The 18,507-nt window shown below is 71.8% G+C and carries 13 protein-coding genes and 2 pseudogenes; 12 read left to right on the forward strand and 3 right to left on the reverse strand.

What is annotated here, in order from left to right:
* Positions 1-627 (reverse strand): annotated as a pseudogene (locus B9S58_RS00325) (PucR family transcriptional regulator); the annotation flags it as partial.
* Between the two features lie 181 nt (positions 628-808).
* Between B9S58_RS00325 and B9S58_RS00330 the strand changes: the two are divergent.
* Positions 809-1,735: a proline dehydrogenase family protein gene (locus B9S58_RS00330; protein ID WP_103530143.1), complete on the forward strand. Its 927-nt coding sequence runs from the start codon at positions 809-811 to the stop codon at positions 1,733-1,735.
* 90 nt (positions 1,736-1,825) lie between these two features.
* Positions 1,826-3,457 carry an L-glutamate gamma-semialdehyde dehydrogenase gene (gene pruA, locus B9S58_RS00335; protein WP_103530144.1) on the forward strand — a complete coding sequence of 544 codons (1,632 nt, stop codon included), beginning with the start codon at positions 1,826-1,828 and terminating at the stop codon, positions 3,455-3,457.
* Between the two features lie 145 nt (positions 3,458-3,602).
* Here the strand turns inward: pruA and B9S58_RS00340 are convergent, their stop codons facing one another.
* Positions 3,603-4,313: a nitroreductase family protein gene (locus tag B9S58_RS00340; protein ID WP_103530145.1), complete on the reverse strand. Its 711-nt coding sequence runs from the start codon at positions 4,311-4,313 to the stop codon at positions 3,603-3,605.
* 186 nt (positions 4,314-4,499) lie between these two features.
* On the opposite strand from B9S58_RS00340, the gene B9S58_RS37375 reads away from it, so the two are divergent.
* A complete protein-coding gene (locus B9S58_RS37375) occupies positions 4,500-4,799 on the forward strand; it encodes a hypothetical protein (RefSeq protein WP_146063427.1) in 300 nt (99 codons plus the stop codon).
* 137 nt (positions 4,800-4,936) lie between these two features.
* Here B9S58_RS37375 and B9S58_RS00345 read toward each other — a convergent pair whose 3' ends face one another.
* Positions 4,937-5,953, reverse strand: coding sequence for an NADP-dependent oxidoreductase (locus B9S58_RS00345; RefSeq protein WP_103530146.1), 1,017 nt, complete (start codon positions 5,951-5,953; stop codon positions 4,937-4,939).
* 136 nt (positions 5,954-6,089) lie between these two features.
* Between B9S58_RS00345 and B9S58_RS00350 the strand changes: the two are divergent.
* From B9S58_RS00350 to B9S58_RS00385, 9 genes and pseudogenes are all read left to right on the forward strand, one after another.
* Positions 6,090-7,006: pseudogene (locus B9S58_RS00350) on the forward strand (LysR family transcriptional regulator).
* 265 nt (positions 7,007-7,271) lie between these two features.
* Positions 7,272-7,400, forward strand: coding sequence for a hypothetical protein (locus B9S58_RS38595; protein ID WP_258044122.1), 129 nt, complete (start codon positions 7,272-7,274; stop codon positions 7,398-7,400).
* Positions 7,401-7,526: 126 nt separating this feature from the next.
* The gene (locus tag B9S58_RS00355; RefSeq protein ID WP_103530147.1) at positions 7,527-8,570 is read left to right on the forward strand and encodes a 3-isopropylmalate dehydrogenase; all 1,044 of its coding nucleotides are present in this window, start codon (positions 7,527-7,529) and stop codon (positions 8,568-8,570) included.
* Positions 8,571-8,826: 256 nt separating this feature from the next.
* Positions 8,827-9,930 carry a branched-chain amino acid aminotransferase gene (locus B9S58_RS00360; protein ID WP_103530148.1) on the forward strand — a complete coding sequence of 368 codons (1,104 nt, stop codon included), beginning with the start codon at positions 8,827-8,829 and terminating at the stop codon, positions 9,928-9,930.
* Between the two features lie 162 nt (positions 9,931-10,092).
* On the forward strand, positions 10,093-11,124 hold the full coding sequence (locus B9S58_RS00365) for an agmatine/peptidylarginine deiminase (protein WP_103530149.1): 1,032 nt from the start codon (positions 10,093-10,095) through the stop codon (positions 11,122-11,124).
* 77 nt (positions 11,125-11,201) lie between these two features.
* Positions 11,202-11,816, forward strand: coding sequence for a TetR/AcrR family transcriptional regulator (locus B9S58_RS00370; protein WP_103530150.1), 615 nt, complete (start codon positions 11,202-11,204; stop codon positions 11,814-11,816).
* Between the two features lie 379 nt (positions 11,817-12,195).
* Positions 12,196-13,803: a citramalate synthase gene (gene cimA, locus B9S58_RS00375; RefSeq protein WP_103530151.1), complete on the forward strand. Its 1,608-nt coding sequence runs from the start codon at positions 12,196-12,198 to the stop codon at positions 13,801-13,803.
* 697 nt (positions 13,804-14,500) lie between these two features.
* Positions 14,501-16,999 (forward strand): glycoside hydrolase family 3 N-terminal domain-containing protein, encoded by a 2,499-nt coding sequence (locus tag B9S58_RS00380; RefSeq protein WP_258044123.1) that lies wholly within the window; start codon positions 14,501-14,503, stop codon positions 16,997-16,999.
* 64 nt (positions 17,000-17,063) lie between these two features.
* On the forward strand, positions 17,064-18,452 hold the full coding sequence (locus B9S58_RS00385; RefSeq protein WP_103530152.1) for a hypothetical protein: 1,389 nt from the start codon (positions 17,064-17,066) through the stop codon (positions 18,450-18,452).
* The last annotated feature ends 55 nt before the right edge of the window (positions 18,453-18,507 follow it).

Consider the following 18,507-nt stretch of genomic DNA (forward strand, 5'->3'; position numbering starts at 1 on the left):
CCCCGGCGCGGCGACCGTCGCCAGCGCGGCCGCCGAGGCCACCCCCCGTACCGAGGGCGTGTCATCCGCCCACGGGGTCACGCACACCACCGTGTGCAGCCCCTCCGCGTCCCGTCCCAGGGCCTCGCCCAGTGCCGCGACGGCGGTGTCGTGCTGCCGGCCGGGACCCGCCGCGAGCACCGCGCCGAACTCCCGCGAGAGGTCCGCGCCCGCCCGCGCCTCGTCGGAGAGCAGCGCCCCGATCCGGGCGGCGACCTCCATCGCGGCGGCCAGCTGCTCGTCGGCCGGGCCCGGGTCCGCGTCGAGCAGCCAGACGTAACCGAGGACGACACCTCGATGGCGTACCGGCAGGCAGACGCGGTCCCGGAACACCCCGGCCTCGGGGGCGGCGGGGATCCGGACGGGCCCGGTCGCCCGGGTGATGCCGAACCCCTCGAACCAGGCGCGCACGGCGGGCGTGGAGCGCCGGGTCAGGATCGAGCGGGTGCGGACCGGGTCCATCGCGGAGTCGTCGTCGCTGTCGTGGGCTCCGAAGGCGACCAGGCCGAAGTCCCGGTTCTCCAGGGTGGCCGGGGCGTCGAGGAGGGCCGAGATCTCGTCGACCAGTTCCTGGTAGTCGCCTGTCACTCCGCCATTCTCGCACCTCCTTCAGACAGATGTCTGAGATGGCGGCCACGGATGCGTGACAGGTGTCGATGGCACAGGATCGGAGCGGTCCCTAGATTTCACGGTGGTTATCCGTGCCGTACCGGTCCGTTTGCATTCGTACTGTTACGGCCCTTCGTCCGTACATTCGTGGAGGTGCCCCGTGCTGGGTCCCGTGATTCTCGCCGCATCGCGCAGCGACAAGATGCGCCGGTTCGTCTCGGCCGCGCCCGGCACCAAGCAGGTCGTCGACCGCTTCATCGCCGGGGAGACCGTCGACCAGGTCGTGCCGATCGTCGAGGACGCCGCGGACAGGGGCCTGGAGGTCACGCTCGACGTCGTCGGCGAGGACATCACCACCCCCGCGCAGGCCGAGGTCGCCCGCGACGCGTACCTGGAGCTCATCGAGCGCCTGAAGGACCTCGGCCTGGGCGCCCGCGCCGAGATGTCCGTCAAGCTGTCCATGTTCGGCCAGGCGCTGGAGAACGGCCACGAGCTGGCTCTCGCCAACGTGCGCCCGGTCGTCGAGGCGGCGGCCGCCATCGGCACCACGGTCACCCTGGACGCCGAGGACCACACCACCCTCGACTCGATGTTCGCCATCCACGAGGAGCTGCGGAAGGACTTCCCGCAGACCGGCTGTGTCATCCAGTCCTACCTGTTCCGCACCGAGGACGACGCCCGCCGCCTGGCCGAGGCCGGCAGCCGTGTCCGCATCGTGAAGGGCGCCTACAAGGAGCCCGCCTCCGTCGCGTACCAGGACAAGGCCGAGATCGACAAGGCGTATGTCCGTATCACCAGGATCCTGATGGAGGGCGAGGGCTACCCGATGATCGGGTCCCACGACCCCCGTCTCATCGCCATCGCCCAGGAGCTGGGACGCCAGGCCGGGCGCAAACTGGATGAGTACGAGTTCCAGATGCTGTACGGCATCCGCAGCGACGAGCACATCCGGCTCGCGGCCGAGGGCCACCGGATGCGCGTCTACACGGCGTACGGCACCGACTGGTACGGATACTTCATGCGCCGCCTCGCGGAGAAGCCGGCCAACCTGCTGTTCTTCGGCCGCTCGATCCTCACCAAGGGCTGAGAGCCTGTCGAGCGCCCGGCCCCGACCCGGGGCTGAACCGGCCACGGCCGACACACCCATCCCCGCCGACACCAAGGAGACAAGGCAACCATGGACGCCGTCACCCAGGTCCCCGCGCCGGTCAACGAGCCGGTCCACTCCTACGCCCCGGGCTCCCCGGAGCGCGCCCGCCTGGAGGTGAAGCTCAAGGAGCTCGCCGACAACCCGATCGACCTGCCGATGACCATCGGCGGCGAGAAGCGGATGGGCGGCGGCGAGCGTGTGAACGTCGTACAGCCGCACAACCACAAGGCCGTCATCGGCACCTTCGCCGGCGCCACCGAGCAGGACGCCCAGGACGCCGTCGACGCGGCCCTCGCCGCCGCTCCGGCCTGGCGCGCGATGTCCTTCGACGACCGCGCGGCGATCATCCTGCGCGCCGCGGAGCTGCTGGCGGGACCCTGGCGCGAGACGCTGGCCGCCTCCACCATGCTCGGCCAGTCCAAGACCGCCCAGCAGGCCGAGATCGACACCCCCTGCGAGCTCATCGACTTCTGGCGCTTCAACGTGCACTACGCGCGCCAGATCCTCGCCGAGCAGCCCCCGGCGAACTCCCCGGGCGTGTGGAACCGTATGGACCACCGCCCGCTGGAGGGCTTCGTCTACGCGATCACGCCGTTCAACTTCACGGCCATCGCGGGCAACCTCCCCACCGCCCCCGCCCTCATGGGCAACGTCGTGGTGTGGAAGCCGTCCCCGACCCAGACCCACGCCGCCGTGCTGCTGATGCAGCTCCTGGAGGAGGCCGGTCTGCCCAAGGGCGTCATCAACCTGGTCACCGGCGACGGCATCGCCGTCTCCGAGGTGGCGCTGAACCACCGCGACCTGGCCGGCATCCACTTCACCGGCTCGACCCCCACCTTCCAGCACCTGTGGAAGACGGTCGGCAACAACATCGCCACGTACCGCACCTACCCGCGGCTCGTCGGCGAGACCGGCGGCAAGGACTTCGTCGTCGCGCACCCCAGCGCCGACCGCGCCATCCTGAAGACCGCGCTGACCCGCGGCTCCTTCGAGTTCCAGGGCCAGAAGTGCTCGGCGTCCTCGCGGGCGTACGTTCCGGCCTCCATCTGGAACTCCGGTTTCCAGGAGGAGTTCGCGGCCGAGGTCGACTCCGTCACGATGGGCGACGTCACCGACCTGTCGAACTTCATCGGGGCCGTCATCGACGAGCGCTCGTTCGCCAAGAACAAGGCCGCGATCGACCGCGCGAAGTCCGACCCGGCGTGCCGAATCGTCGCGGGCGGCACCTACGACGACTCGGTGGGCTACTTCGTCCGCCCGACCGTCATCGTGTGCTCCGACCCTTCGAGCGAGGTCTTCACGACCGAGTACTTCGGTCCGATCCTCGCGATCCACGTGTACGAGGACGAGAAGTACGACGCCATGCTGGAGCAGATGGAGTCCGTCTCCGACTACGCGCTGACCGGCTCGGTCATCGCGGGCGACCGCGCGGCCGCCGCGTACACGATGGACAAGCTCCGCTACGCCGCGGGCAACTTCTACATCAACGACAAGTCGACCGGCGCCGTCGTCGGCCAGCAGCCCTTCGGCGGCGGCCGCGCGTCGGGCACCTGCGACAAGGCGGGCGCCCCGCAGAACCTCCAGCGCTGGACCCTGACCCGGGCCATCAAGGAGACGCTGGTCCCGCCGACCGACTACACCTACCCCCACCAGGGCTGACGCCCTCCCGGGGCGCCGCGGCACGACGCCCCGGACCAGGGGCCTCCGCTGCGGCGGCCCCCCTGAGCACCGCCCCCCGACCGGTCCCCCTGCCGGCCGGGGGGGCGGTTTCCATGTGTCCCGTTCGCGGGGCCGGCGAGGCTTCTCAGATCTCCACGAGCACCTGGTGCAGTGACTTGCGCACCAGGTCGGGGACCTCGCAGTCGTCGGCGGGATAACCGACGGGGATCACGGCGAACGCCTTCTCGTTCTCGGGCCGGTTCAGGACCTCGCCGAGGAAACGCATCGGGCTCGGAGTGTGGATCAGCGCGGCGAGACCGGCCAGGTGCAGGGCGGTGAGCAGCATGCCCACCGCGATCCCGACGGACTCGTCCCCGTAGTAGTGCTTGCGCTTCGTGCCGTCCTCGCCCAGCCAGTAGCGCTGCTGGAACACCACGATCAGGGCGGGCGCGTCCGTCATGTGGGCCTTCACCGCGTCGGTGCCCAGCGGGCGCAGCGCGGCGAGCCACTCCTCGCCGAGCCGCCCGTCGTAACTCACCTTCTCCTCGTGCTCGGCGGCCTCCCGGATCCGGCGGCGGACCTCGGGGTCCTTGACCAGGGCGAAGGTCCACGGCTGCTGGTGCGCGCCGGAGGGAGCGGTGGCCGCGCAGGCGATGGCGTCGCGCACCACCTGCTCGGGGACCGGGTCGGGGGAGAAGGCGCGGACGGTCCTGCGCTCGTCCATGCGCTCCCGCAGCCGGGCGGCGCGGGCGATGGACTCCTCGGGGGCGATCCGCTCGGGGCGGTAGGGCGTGGGGCGGTACGGGTCGCCATGGGTGGGTGACCACTGAGCGGGTGCGGGCGTCGTGTCGGACATGGCCGCAGTGTGCGCGGTGGGGGCGGTCCGGGGGAAGCGGCACTTCGGACAGGCGTGGAGCTGGTCCCGGTCAGCGTCCGATGACCGGTGACCGGTGCGGCTTGTCCGCCCAGCGGGACCCCGGGGCGCGCGGTCTTGTGGAGCAGATGATGGGCAGTCGAATTCCCTTCCCGGTGCGTCCCCGACATGGTCCGCACCACCGACTGCTCGGCCGCCACCGACCGTGTCGCCGCGCTGCGAGCGCCGCGCCCGCCCGGACCACCGCGCACACCGGTCCGGGCGGGCCTTCGCGTACGGAGGCGATATACGCCCATGGGCAGGGAGGAGTGCTGGGAGCACGCCCTCGGCGGCGTCCGCACCCTGGTACGCGACGCCGACGGCCTCCCGATCGCCCACGGCGGCATCGTCCAGCGCCGGGTCCCGTACACGGACCGTTCCCGCCGGGCCGGCTCGACGCCCTTGGCCCGCCCGGCCCCGTCCCGCTGACCGAGGGGGCGGGCAGCGCCTGCCTCCGCCCCGCGGCCGGGCGGCCCTGGCCGCCTCGGGCCACCCGCTCCGCTTCGACCGGCGGGACGGCGACCCGCTGTGACGGGGCGGCACGGGCAACGGCCCGCAGGGGGGCCTCAGTCGGCGATCCGGATCAGCATCTTGCCGGTGTTCTCGCCCCGCAGCATCCCGAGGAACCCGTCCACCGTCCGCTCGAAACCGTCCACGACGGTGACGTCCGGCACGACCAGCCCACTTCGCAGGTGCGGTACCAGTAGTGCGTCCAACTCCGTCTGCGCGTGCGGATAGTCGCGCACCAGTACGCCTTCCAGGTGCAGGCTCTTCTCCACGATGTCGAACAGGTTGCGCGGAGCGGCGGGAGGTTCGTGCGCGGAGTGGTACTGGGAGATCGCGCCGACCCAGGCGATCCGCCCGTGCTCGCGGAGGGCCGAGATCGCGCCCTCCAGATGGTCCCCGCCGACGTTGTCCACATAGGCGTCGATGCCGTCCGGGGCCGCCTTCGCCAGCAGTTCGCCGACCGGTCCTTCGTGGTAGTCGAAGGCCGCGTCGAACCCGAGCTCCCCGGTCAGCCGGGCGACCTTCGCGGGAGTTCCCGCGCTGCCGATCAGGCGTCCGGCGCCCAGCAGCCGCGCGATCCGCCCCACCGCGGTGCCGACCCCGCCCGCCGCCGAGACGAACAGGTCCTGGCCCGCCCGGAACCTGAGCGTCCGGGTGAGCGCCACATAGGCGGTGAGCCCGGTGCCGCCGAGGATCGAGAGGTGGGCGGTGAGCGGGACCCCGTCGTACGAGGGCACCGGACGCACTCCGTCCCGGCCGGGTGTCACCAGGGCGTGGGTCCGCCAGCCCGCACGGTGCAGGACGAGGTCGCCCTCCGCGACGCCGGGGGCGCGGGAGGCCGTCACCCGGCCGAGGGCGCGGCCCTCCAGCGGGACGCCCAGCTCCCAGCCGCCGTCCATCTCCTCGCGGTGGTACGGGTCCACCGAGAGATAGAGGTTCTCCACCACCGCCGTACCGGGATCCGGTTCCGGTACGGGTGACTCGTCGACGGCGAAGAGATCCGCCGACGGGAAGCCGTTCGGGCGGGCGGTGAGGTGGAAGGCGCGGGCGGTACCCGCGGTGCGCTGTGTCGTCATGCCGTCGACGGTAGGAGGGGTCGCGGCCGTCGGGCAGGGGGCGGCGTCGATGGAAGAATCACTTCCATGAGCAGCTTTCATGCGGGGAGTCCGGGGCGGGACCAGGTGAGGCACTGGGCCCGGGGCGGGCGGCGCGATGACCGACCTCCTCCCGCAGGAACTCCGCGTCATCGCCGCCGTGGCCGACGCGCGCGGATTCTCGGCCGCCGCCCGGACCCTCGGCATGACGCAGTCCGCCGTGTCCCACTCCGTGCGCGCCAGCGAGCGCAAGATCGGTGCGGTGCTCTTCGAGCGCGGGCGCCTCGGTGCCGCCCCCACCCCGGCCGGTGACGTGGTCGCCGGGCACGCGCGGCGCATCCTGCGGCTGCTCGATGTGCTGGGCGCCGAGGCCCGGGGGCCGTGGCGGGGTCCGGCGGCGCGGGCACGGTGAGCGGGCCGCTGCGGATCGCCGCCTTCCGCAGCGCCGCCCTGTATCTGCTGCCGCCGGCGCTGGAACGTCTCACCGCCCGCCATCCGGGGATCGAGCCGGTGGTCCGGATGGTCCGCGAAGTGGGCCGGGGCACGGCCGGTGAGGTGCTGGACGGGCGGGCCGACCTGGCCGTCGCGACGCTCGGGACCACCTCGTCGGTGCCGCCGGGCCTGGTCGGCGGCGTACTGATGGAGGAGGAGTGCTCCCTGGTGCACCCGGCCGGACACGCGGCGCCCCGCACCCTGCCCCTGGTCGACTGGGTCGAGAACTGCACCTCGTACACCCGCGACTGGTGGGCGGCCCAGGAATGGATCCCCCGGGCGACGGCCGAGGCCGAGGACGACGGAGCGGTGCTCTCGATGGTGTCCCGTGGCCTCGGCATGGCGATCATGCCCGGTCTGTCCCTGTACGGAGCACCCGACGGAACGGAGATCGCTGCTCTCGGGCCCGACCGTCCCACCCGCTCGATCGGCTATGTCACCACCCCTGAGCAGGCGCGATCGCTCGCGGTGCGGGCGCTGATCCGGGAGCTGCGGGCGGAACGCGCGGAGGCGGCCGTCTCAGATAGTAGGAAGTCCGACTAACTGTGGAGACAGAGCGGCCCGAGTGTCCTAGCTTTGTAGGAGCCGAACGAATCGCTCGATCGAGCGACTGTGGCGGTTGCAGGCGCACGCCCCGAAGCAGGTAACCCCTGCGGCGTACGCTCCCCGCCCCTTCCGGCGCCTCGAAATCCGAACCTGATCCCTCGGTACCGTGCTGCCCGTCCGGCGTCGCGGCCGTCCATCGGCCGCCGTCCGCGCCTCGCGCCCCGGTCTCGACATCCACGTGATCTCAAGGAGTCGATCCATCATGACCACCACCACCGCCCGCCGCGTCCGCCACACTCCCCGTCAGTCGGAGTCGGACCGCAAGAACGCCGCCGCCGCCCTCCAGCGCGCCCTCGACCGTCGCGACAACGGCGGCTCGACCGGCCACTGAGCCGGGGTCCGCCACCGGCACCCCGCCGTCCGTACCCCGCCCGCCCGCACACCGAACACCCTGGAGTCCCGTCCGCATGGTGGACGCCGGGTGTCATGGGGTGGGACGCACCGTTAGGCTTCCGGCATGTCTCGCAGCATCGATCTCGCAGTGATCCCCGGTGACGGAATCGGCCAGGAAGTCGTGGCCCAGGGCCTCAAGGTCCTCAACGCTGTCCTCCCGCAGGATGTGAAGCTGGAGACCAAGGAGTACGACCTCGGCGCCCAGCGCTGGCACCGCACCGGTGACACCCTCCCGGACGCGGAGCTGGAAGCCCTCAAGAACCACGACGCCATCCTCCTCGGCGCGATCGGCGACCCGTCCGTGCCGTCCGGCGTCCTGGAGCGGGGGCTGCTGCTGAAGCTGCGTTTCGCCTTCGACCACTTCATCAACCTGCGGCCCTCCAAGCTCTTCCGGAACACCGCGACCCCGCTCGCCGGCCGCCCCGACATCGACTTCGTCGTCGTCCGCGAGGGTACCGAGGGCCCGTACACCGGCAACGGCGGCTCGCTGCGCACCGGCACCCCCGCCGAGGTCGCCACCGAGGTCAGCCTCAACACGGCGTACGGCGTCGAGCGCGTGGTCCGGGACGCCTTCGAGCGCGCGGCCGCCCGCCCGCGCCAGAAGCTGACGCTGGTCCACAAGAACAACGTCCTCGTCTACGCCGGCCACCTGTGGAAGAACACCTTCGACCGGGTCGCCGCCGAGTACCCGCAGGTCAGCACCGACTATCTGCATGTCGACGCCGCGACGATCTTCTTCGTCACCCAGCCGGAGCGCTTCGACGTCATCGTCACCGACAACCTCTTCGGCGACATCCTCACCGACCTCGCCGCCGCTGTCTCCGGCGGCATCGGCCTGGCCGCCTCCGGCAACATCAACCCGACGGGCGCGTTCCCGTCGATGTTCGAGCCCGTCCACGGCTCCGCCCCCGACATCGCGGGGCAGGGCAAGGCCGACCCGACCGCCACGGTCCTCTCCGTCGCCCTCCTGCTGCGCCACCTCGGTTATGAGGCCGAGGCCGTGCGCGTCGAGGACGCCGTCTCCGCCGACCTCGTGGAGCGCGACGGTGCTGCCACGCGGACGACCGACGAGATCGGCGACGCCCTCGCGGTACGCGTAGCGAGCTGACCCGACGACTCCATTCGAAGCCGCCGGGTCAGCGAAAGCACCCGGCGGCTTCACCTGTGCGGCCCCCGGGTGCCACCATCGACCCCTGGACCGCATTCACGCCATTTCGTGCACGGCCCCCCGCAAGAGATAATCGAACGCGGGGCCGTGGCTTGCGGTAAAGCTCGGACGTCCTAGGACCTGACCGAAAAGCGTCGGGCAGAGACGGTCGTGAGCGCGGTCCATCACACACAAGACCGGTGAAGGACACGCACTCATGACGACGCCCACGATCGAGCTCAAGCCCTCCTCGAACCCGCTGTCCGACGCGGAGCGCGAGGCGATCCTGGTCAACCCCGGATTCGGTCGGCACTTCACCGACCACATGGTGACCATCCGCTGGACCGAGGGCCGCGGCTGGCACGACGCCGAGCTGGTCCCCTACGGCCCGCTGTCGCTGGACCCGGCCAACATGACCCTGCACTACGCGCAGGAGATCTTCGAGGGGCTCAAGGCCTACCGCCAGCCCGACGGCACGGTCGCCTCCTTCCGCCCCGACGCCAACGCCCGGCGCTTCCAGCGCTCGGCCGCCCGGCTCGCCATGCCCGAGCTGCCCGTCGAGACGTTCATCGCGGCGTGCGACGCCCTGGTGCAGCAGGACAAGGCGTGGGTCCCGTCGCACGGCGGCGAGGAGTCCCTCTACCTGCGCCCGTTCATGATCGCCGCCGAGGTCGGGCTCGGCGTGAAGCCGGCCAACGAGTACCTCTTCCTGGTCATCGCCTCGCCCGCCGGCGCCTACTTCCCCGGCGGTGTGAAGCCGGTCTCCATCTGGCTCTCGGAGAACCGGGTCCGCGCCGTCCCCGGCGGCATGGGCGATGCCAAGACCGGCGGCAACTACGCCGCCTCCCTCCTCGCCCAGGCCGAGGCCGCCGCGCACGGCTGCGCCCAGGTCGCCTACCTCGACGCGGTCGAGCACAAGTGGGTCGAGGAGCTCGGCGGCATGAACCTCTACTTCGTGTACGCCCAGGAGGACGGCTCCAAGAAGATCATCACGCCCACCCTCACCGGCTCCCTCCTCGCCGGCGTCACCCGTGACTCGCTCCTCAAGGTCGCCCGCGACCTCGGTTACGGCTCCGAGGAGGGTCGAATCTCCATCGACCAGTGGCGCGACGACACCGCGAAGGGCTCCCTCGTCGAGGTCTTCGCCTGCGGCACCGCCGCCGTCATCACCCCCGTCGGCCTGGTGAAGTCCGAGGGCGGCGAGTGGACCCAGAGCGGGGGCGAGCCCGGCGAGGTCACCATGAAGCTGCGGGAGCGCCTTCTCGACATCCAGCGCGGTGTCGTCGAGGACACCCACGGCTGGATGCACCCGCTCGGCTAGGGTCTTCCGTTCGGATCAGGCCGCGCCCGGCTCGTCGCCCGGTGCGGCCTTTTCCGTACGCGGACAATTGAGCGTCGCTCGAAGAAGCCATGGGAGTCTTCCACACGGCCTTGCGCTCTGGTTAGAGTGACGCTCTAACCGTCAGTCGTTCCAGGAGTCCTCATGCCAGCCGCCCCCACCTCCTTCCGCATGCTCCCCGAGTGGGCTCCCCACGAGCGCACCTGGATGGCCTGGCCCGGGCCCAACCCCACCTTCGCCTCCGACGCCGAGCTGGAGGAGGCCCGCCGTGCCTGGGCCGCCGTCGCACGGGCCGTGCGCCGGTTCGAGCCGGACACGATGGTCGTCGGGCCCGGTCAGGAGGAGGGGGCGGCGGATCTCCTCGGCTCCGACGTCGAGCTGGCCGTGCGGCCGCTCGACGACGCCTGGATGCGGGACATCGGGCCCACCTTCGTCACCGACGGCCGCATGCTCGCCGCCGTCGACTGGACCTGCAACGGCTGGGGCGCCCAGGGGTGGGCCCGCTGGGAGAGCGACCAGCACATCGCCCGGGCCGTCGCCGAGCTGGCCGGCGTCCCCGCCCACAGCTCCCCGCTCGTCAACGAGGGCGGCGCGATCCACGTGGACGGCGAAGGCACCGTCCTGCTCACCGAGACCGTCCAGCTCGGCAAGGAGCGCAACCCCGGCTGGAGCAGGGAGCAGGTCGAGGCCGAGATCCACGCCCGCCTCGGCACCGAGAAGGCCATCTGGCTGCCGCGCGGGCTGACCGGCGACTACGGGACGTACGGCACGCTCGGCCATGTCGACATCGTCGCCGCCTTCACCCGCCCGGGTACCGTCGTCGCCCATGTCCAGCCGGACCCGGCCCACCCCGACCACGAGGTCACCCGCGAGAACCTGGCGGTCCTGCGCGCCGCCACCGACGCCAGGGGCCGCCGCCTGGAGGTCGTCGAGGTGCCCGCACCCACCGTGCTGCGCGACGAGGACGGTGAGTGGGTCGACTACTCCTACATCAACCACTACCTCTGCAACGACGGCGTGGTCCTCTGCGCCTTCGACGACCCGCGTGACGAGGAGGCCGCCGCGATCTTCCGGGGGCTCTTCCCGGACCGTACGGTGTCCCTCGTCGACGCCCGTACGATCTTCGCCGGTGGTGGAGGCATCCACTGCATCACCCAGCAGCAGCCGAAGATCTGAACCCCAACCCCAACCCCAACTCCAACCCGAGCCCGAGCCCGAGCCCGAACCCGAACCGCTTCCGAAAGTCCGGTCCCATGCCCGCCGCCCCCCGTCGCACCCACCAGGCCGCCCCGCCCCGCGAGGACGTCCTCGCCGCCGCCATGGCCACCATCGCCGAGCGCGGGCTCGACGGGCTGACCATGGCCGGGCTCGGGCGGGAGGTGGGGATGAGCAGCGGGCACCTGCTGTACTACTTCCGCACCAAGGACGAACTGCTCCTCCAGACACTGGAGTGGAGCGAGCGGCGCCTCGGGGCCGAGCGCGGCGCTCTGCTCGCCCGGCCGGGAACGGCCCGGGAGCGGCTGGATGCCTACCTCGACCTCTATCTGCCCGTCGGCCACCGCGACCCCCACTGGACGCTCTGGCTGGAGGTCTGGGGCCGCTCGCGGAACGCCGACGACGACGCCCGCGGCCGGCAGGCCGCGATCGAGGGGGTCTGGCACCGCGACCTGGTGGCGCTGCTCGCCGAGGGGATCTCGCGGGGCGAGTTCCGGCCGGTGGACGCCGAGCGGTTCGCCGCCCGGCTGCGGGCGCTGCTCGACGGGTTCAGCATCCATGTGACGGTCGGGATCCCGGGGGCGGGACGCGAGCAGGTGCTGGCACAAGCCGCGGAGTTCCTCGACGAGACGCTGACGCGGAGCCCCGCGTGAACACCGCGCTCGCGGTGCCCGTGACCCACGGTGCGGCACGAGTGCGACCAGCGTCACGACCGCATCCTGAGACACCGCCGTCATGGAGCCGATGCTGTGCGAGAATTCTGCCGTGTCCTCGTTCGTCATGATTATTGGCAGCAGGCGCGCCGGTCCGCAGTGACCGTCCCGTACCACCACGTACGGCGCGGTCATCGTGCCCCAGACCCGCGCGCAGACCTCTCGCACCCGCGAGGGGTTTTTTCGTTTTCCGGCCCGCACCCGGGCCGGGGCGGCGCGCGCGGGATGATGAGGGCAAGTGGAGCCGGGGGCTGTTCCGGGTTTCCCCGAACAGCCCCAGACCGTCCGGATCCACTCATCCGACAGGAGCCAGATCAGCATGACCACCAAGGCCAACGCCACCGACGACAGTTTCCACGTCTTCGACACCACACTGCGCGACGGTGCTCAGCGTGAGGGCATCAACCTGACGGTCGCCGACAAGCTGACCATCGCCCGCCATCTGGACACTTTCGGTGTGGGGTACATCGAGGGCGGCTGGCCGGGGGCCAACCCGCGCGACACGGAGTTCTTCGCCCGCGCCCAGCAGGAGGTCACGTTCGAGAACGCCCAGCTCGTGGCGTTCGGCGCGACCCGCAGGGCCGGCGGCAGCGCGGCCGACGACCCCCAGGTGAAGGCACTCCTGAACTCCGGCGCCCCGGTGATCACGCTGGTGGCCAAGGCGCACGACCGCCATGTGGAGCTGGCCCTGCGCACCACTCTGGCCGAGAACCTGGAGATGGTCCGCGACACCGTCTCCCATCTGTGCGAGCAGGGCCGCAGGGTCTTCGTGGACTGCGAACACTTCTTCGACGGCTACCGCGCCAACGCCGAGTACGCCAAGTCCGTGGTCCGTACCGCGTACGAGGCGGGCGCCGAGGTCGTCATCCTCTGCGACACCAACGGCGGCATGCTCCCCGCCCAGGTCCAGGCCGTCGTCTCCACCGTCGTCGCCGACACCGGCGCCCGGCTCGGCATCCACGCCCAGGACGACACCGGCTGCGCCGTCGCCAACACCCTGGCCGCGGTGGACGCCGGCGCCACCCACGTCCAGTGCACGGCCAACGGCTACGGCGAGCGGGTCGGCAACGCCAACCTCTTCCCGGTCGTCGCCGCCCTGGAACTCAAGTACGGCATGAAGGTGCTGCCCGAGGGCGCGCTCGCCGAGATGACCCGTATCTCGCACGCCATCGCCGAGGTCGTCAACCTCACCCCCTCCACCCACCAGCCGTACGTGGGCGTCTCGGCCTTCGCCCACAAGGCCGGGCTGCACGCCTCCGCCATCAAGGTCGACCCCGACCTCTACCAGCACATCGACCCCGAGCTGGTCGGCAACACCATGCGGATGCTGGTCTCCGACATGGCGGGCCGCGCCTCCATCGAGCTGAAGGGCAAGGAGCTCGGCATCGACCTCGGCGACGACCGCGCCCTGGTCGGCCGGGTCGTGGAACGGGTCAAGGAGCGCGAACTCCAGGGCTACACCTACGAGGCCGCCGACGCCTCCTTCGAGCTGCTGCTGCGCGGGGAGGTCGAGGGCCGGGCCCGGCGCTACTTCCGTACGGAGTCCTGGCGGGCCATCGTCGAGGACCGCCCCGACGGCACCCACGCCAACGAGGCGACCGTGAAGCTCTGGGCCAACGGGGAGCGGATCGTCGCCACCGCCGAGGGCAACGGCCCGGTCAACGCGCTGGACCGGGCCCTGCGCGTCGCCCTGGAGCGGATCCACCCCCAGCTCGCCAAGCTGGAGCTGGTCGACTACAAGGTCCGCATCCTGGAGGGCCGCACCGGCACCGAGTCCACCACCCGGGTGCTCATCACCACGGGCGACGGCACCGGCGACTGGGCGACCGTGGGGGTCGCCGAGAACGTCATCGCCGCCTCCTGGCAGGCGCTGGAGGACGCGTACACCTACGGACTGCTGCGTGCGGGCGTGGAGCCCACGGAGTAGCCCGGCCGGACCACATCGCGCGAGAGCCGCCGCCCGGCGCCGGGCGGCGGCTCTCGCGCGTTCAGAGGTGAACACATAACGCTCCCTGCCTGGTGGGCGGACGGGTCCGGACGTCCACCGGTGCCGACGGCCTGCCCGTCACCCGCGTCGTGGAGCGTGACCTTCCCCGTACCGCGACCGGCCCGTACCGCGATGGACCGGGAGATCACCCCTGCCGAACTCGCGGCCCGCTCGTGCGGTTGCGGCGCGACCACGCGTTCCCGGCCGTCATCACGGAGAACGGCGCCGCCGTCGTCGCCGTCCAGGCGCAAGGGGGGGCGACGTCCGGGGCCACTTCGCCCGCTCGCTCCTGGACGACTTCGACCGGCCTACGGCTGCGCCCAACGATTCCGCGTCGTCCGCGTCGACCACGACACCCGGGCCCGCACGCCCAAGAGCAGCGCCAAGTGGTACTGCGGCACGATCCGCCGCACCCGCGACGACATCGCGCAACGCACCAGAGAGCCGCGTAGCGCACCAGAGCTCCGCGTAACATGCCAAGCCATCACGCAGCGCACCAAAGTGCCACGTAGCGCACCAAGAACCGTGACGCACCGGTACGTCCACGAACTCGCCCCCGAGGAGAGAGCGCTCCCGCATGCCCCGCACCCCGCACTCCCGGCCCCGGCCCCGGCCCCGGAAGGGCAGAGCCAGACCCGTGACGGCCGCCCTCACCGCCGCGGCCGTGCTGGCCATGCTGCTCGCCGACTCGGCCACCGGCCCCGCCGCGACGGCCGTCGAGCCGGCCCTCACCGCGAGCGTCGTCACCGACGCGGCGGTCCACCCGGTGAAGCACGGCGAAACGGCCCAGGTGGCGCTCTCCGTGGTCACCACGGGCTCCGTCCCCATCGAGGAGCCCGTCACCGTCACGTATGCCACCGAGGGCGGCACAGCGGTGGCCGGGAAGGACTACGCCCCGGTCACCGGCAGCCACACCTTCCCCGCGGGCACCGCGGACGGCACCACGCACCGGGTCACCGTCCGCACCGCGAAGGTGTCCGAGCCGGCCGAGGCGAAGACGGTCCCGGTCGAGCTGACCGTCGCCGGTGCGAAGGCCCCCCGGGAGAACCCGCAGGTCGTCATCGACGCTCACGGGTTCCCGTACCAGAACGCGAAGCTGCCCGTGGAGCGGCGCGTGGCGGATCTGCTGGGACGCATGTCGCCCGCCGAGAAGGCCGGCCAGATGACCCAGGCCGAGCGCAACGCGCTCCGCACCCCGGGCGACATCGCCGCCTACGGCCTCGGCTCGCTGCTCTCCGGCGGCGGCTCGGCCCCCACCCCCAACACCGCCGCCGCCTGGGCCAATATGGTCGACGCCCACCAACTGCGCGCGCAGGCCACCCGCTTCCAGATCCCGCTGATCTACGGCGTGGACGCGGTGCACGGCCACAACAACGTCGTCGGCGCGACGATCATGCCGCACAACATCGGCATCGGCGCGGGCCGAGACCCCGGGAGCGCCGAGAGGACGGGCGCGATCACCGCCAAGGAAGTGCGCGCCACCGGCGTCCCGTGGGACTTCGCCCCCTGCGTCTGCGTCACCCGCGACGAACGCTGGGGCCGGTCGTACGAGGCGTTCGGCGAGGACCCGGCCCTGGTCGAGGCCATGGAGACGGTCATCCAGGGCATGCAGGGCAGCCCGTCGGGCAAGGACCTGCACCGCAACGACAAGGTCCTCGGCAGCGCGAAGCACTTCGTCGGCGACGGCGGCACCGGGTACGGATCCGCCACCACCGGCTCGTACACGATCGACCAGGGCGTCACCGAGGTCACCCGCGAGGAGCTGGAGGCCGTTCACCTCTCCCCGTTTGAGGAGTCGGTGAAGCGGGGCGTCGGCACGGTCATGCCCTCGTACTCCTCGCTCGACATCCAGGGCGACGACCAGGGCCCGGTGAAGACGCACGCCAACGCCGAGATGATCAACGGCGTCCTCAAGGGCCGGATGGGCTTCGAGGGCTTCGTCATCAGCGACTGGCAGGCCATCGACCAGATCCCCGGCGACTACGCGAGCGATGTGCGTACGTCCATCAACGCCGGACTCGACATGATCATGGTCCCGACCGCGTACCAGGACTTCACCAGGACGCTGAAGGACGAGGTGGCGGCGGGCCGGATCAGCGAGGCACGCATCGATGACGCGGTCGCCCGCATCCTCACCCAGAAGTTCCGCCTGGGCCTCTTCGAGAAGCCGTACGCGGACACCACCCACCTCGACGAGGTCGGCTCGGCCGAACACCGTGCGGTGGCCCGCGAGGCGGCGGCCAAGTCCCAGGTCCTGCTGAAGAACGGCGACACGAACGAGGGGGCGGTCCTGCCCCTCAAGCGTTCCCAGAAGGTGTACGTCGCCGGTTCCAACGCCGACGACATCGGCAACCAGGCCGGCGGCTGGACCATCAGCTGGCAGGGCTCCTCCGGAACGACCACCACGGGGACGACGATCCTGGAGGGGATGAGGAAGTCGGCGAAGGGCCCCGACTCCGTCACCTACTCCCAGGACGCCTCGGCCGCCACGGACGGTTACGACGTCGGTGTGGTGGTCGTCGGCGAGACCCCGTACGCCGAAGGCATCGGCGACGTCGGCAACGGTCACGACCTGGAGCTGACGGCCGCCGACAAGGCAGCGGTCGACACGGTCTGCGCCGCCATGAAGTGCGCGGTCCTGATCGTCTCGGGCCGTCCCCAGCTCATCGGTGACCGGCTCGGGAAGATCGACGCGCTGGTGGCCTCCTGGCTGCCGGGTTCCGAGGGCGACGGCGTGGCGGACGTCCTCTACGGCGAGCGCGCCTTCACCGGACAGTCCCCGGTGACCTGGCCGAAGACGGAGGACCAGCTCCCGATCAACGTCGGGGACCCGACGTACGACCCGCAGTTCCCGTACGGCTGGGGCCTGACCACCCTGAAGAAGCCCCCGGCCGGCGGTGAGCTGACCCTGGCCGCTCTCGCGGCCGACGCCCGGGCCGCCGAGAAGGCGCACCTGGGGAAGACCCCGGCGGGCAAGGCGATCGTGGACCAGGCCCGGCTGCTGGTCCAGCAGAAGATCGGCGGGACGTTCACCCAGGCGGTCTCCAAGCCGTTCGCGGAGGCGGACCACCTGCTGCTCACCGGTGACCTGACCGGAGCGGTGGGCAAGCTGCGCACGGCGTACCGCGCCGCGTAGCTCCCGGCCAAGGGCTCTCCGGACGGGCGACGGCGTTCGTCGCCCGTCTGGAGTAGCGTGAAGTATGAGGAAAAGGCTCTTCCCCGCGCTGCTGGCGGGCCTGCTGCTCATCATCGCAGCGGCGGCTCTCGCCCTGACCTCCCCCGCGTCGGCCGCGCCCGCCGCGCCCGCCGCGACCATCCAGGACGCCGCCCAGGCCCTGCGCGACGACCCGGTATACGTGGATCCGGGCGCTCGCGATCAGCTCTCCGTCGCTGACGAGAAGGCCCTGGAGAACAAGATCACGGACGCCGACAAGCCGGTGTTCGTGGCCGTCCTTCCCGATACCCCGGCCTTCCCCGAGGAAGGCCTGCTCCAGACCCTGCGCAGCGACACCGGCATCACCGGCGTCTACGCGGTCCGCCTCGGCGACGGCTTCAACGCGGGCGCGGACCCGCAGGTCATGCCCACCCGGGCGGTCGAGAACCTCACGGCCGCCGTGGAGAACCCCGCCACCGCCACGGACACGAACGCCCAGCTCAACGCCTTCGTCGACCGCGCCGTCGAACAGGCCCGGGGCACGGCCCCCGCTTCCTGGTCCGGCGGAGGAGGCGCGGCGGACGAGCCCGGGGCCCCGGTCGGCGGCCTGATCACGCTCGGCGCGCTGGTCGCGGCGGGCGGCGCGGGCGCGTACGCGATCTCCCGCCGCAACAAGCGCCGCAGGGAGGAAGAGGAGCGCATCGCGCTCGACAGGCTCCGGGTCGTCGTCGACGAGGACATCACCGCGTACGGCGAAACCCTGGAACGCCTGGACTTCCACCCCGCAGAACCGGCCGCGGACGACACCATGCGCGCCGACTACGAACGGGCCCTGGACTCCTACGAGAGCGCCAAGACGAAGATGGACAAGGCCGGACACCCCTCGGACGTGCGCGGAGTCACCCAGTCCCTGGAGGACGGCCGCTACTCCCTCGCGGTCCTGGAGGCCCGCCGCACCGGCGCGGAGATCCCGGCCCGCCGCCCGCCGTGCTTCTTCGACCCGCGCCACGGCCCCGCGGTCACGGAGGTCCTGTGGACCCCGTCCGGCGGCGCGGCCCGCGAGGTCCCGGTCTGCGGCGCGGACGAGATCCGGCTCGGCCGGGGCGAGGACCCCATGAGCCGCACGGTCGACGTGGGCGACGGCAACCGGCGCCCGTACTGGGAAGCGGGCCCGGCGTACGGCCCCTGGGCCGGCGGCTACTTCGGCGGCGGCCTGCTCCCCGGCCTCCTGGTCGGCACCATGCTCGGCTCGATGCTCGCCACCCCGGCGTACGCCTCCGAGTACGGCGGCGGCGACTTCGGCGGCGGGGCGGGCGGCGACTGGGGCGGCGGCGACTTCTCCGGCTCCGACTTCGACTCCTCCGGGTTCGGCGGCGGCGGGTTCGGTGACGGCGGAGGCTTCGGGGGCGGCGGGTTCGACGGCGGCGGATTCTGAGCGGGCGGGTGCCGGAGGGGGAACGCCCGCCAAGGGCGCCCCCCTCCCGAGCGGG

The organism is Streptomyces sp. SM11 (assembly GCF_002910905.1).
Taxonomy (GTDB): Bacteria; Actinomycetota; Actinomycetes; order Streptomycetales; family Streptomycetaceae; genus Streptomyces.

Excerpts from the sequence above, each read along its gene's own strand:
- B9S58_RS00360 (WP_103530148.1), top strand. The coding sequence starts at position 8,827 with ATGACGACGCCCACGATCGAGCTCAAGCCCTCCTCGAACCCGCTGTCC.
- pruA (WP_103530144.1), top strand. The coding sequence starts at position 1,826 with ATGGACGCCGTCACCCAGGTCCCCGCGCCGGTCAACGAGCCGGTCCAC.
- B9S58_RS00345 (WP_103530146.1), bottom strand. The coding sequence starts at position 5,953 with ATGACGACACAGCGCACCGCGGGTACCGCCCGCGCCTTCCACCTCACC.
- B9S58_RS00340 (WP_103530145.1), bottom strand. The coding sequence starts at position 4,313 with ATGTCCGACACGACGCCCGCACCCGCTCAGTGGTCACCCACCCATGGC.
- B9S58_RS37375 (WP_146063427.1), top strand. The coding sequence starts at position 4,500 with ATGGTCCGCACCACCGACTGCTCGGCCGCCACCGACCGTGTCGCCGCG.
- B9S58_RS00355 (WP_103530147.1), top strand. The coding sequence starts at position 7,527 with ATGTCTCGCAGCATCGATCTCGCAGTGATCCCCGGTGACGGAATCGGC.
- B9S58_RS00370 (WP_103530150.1), top strand. The coding sequence starts at position 11,202 with ATGCCCGCCGCCCCCCGTCGCACCCACCAGGCCGCCCCGCCCCGCGAG.
- B9S58_RS00385 (WP_103530152.1), top strand. The coding sequence starts at position 17,064 with ATGAGGAAAAGGCTCTTCCCCGCGCTGCTGGCGGGCCTGCTGCTCATC.
- cimA (WP_103530151.1), top strand. The coding sequence starts at position 12,196 with ATGACCACCAAGGCCAACGCCACCGACGACAGTTTCCACGTCTTCGAC.
- B9S58_RS38595 (WP_258044122.1), top strand. The coding sequence starts at position 7,272 with ATGACCACCACCACCGCCCGCCGCGTCCGCCACACTCCCCGTCAGTCG.
- B9S58_RS00365 (WP_103530149.1), top strand. The coding sequence starts at position 10,093 with ATGCCAGCCGCCCCCACCTCCTTCCGCATGCTCCCCGAGTGGGCTCCC.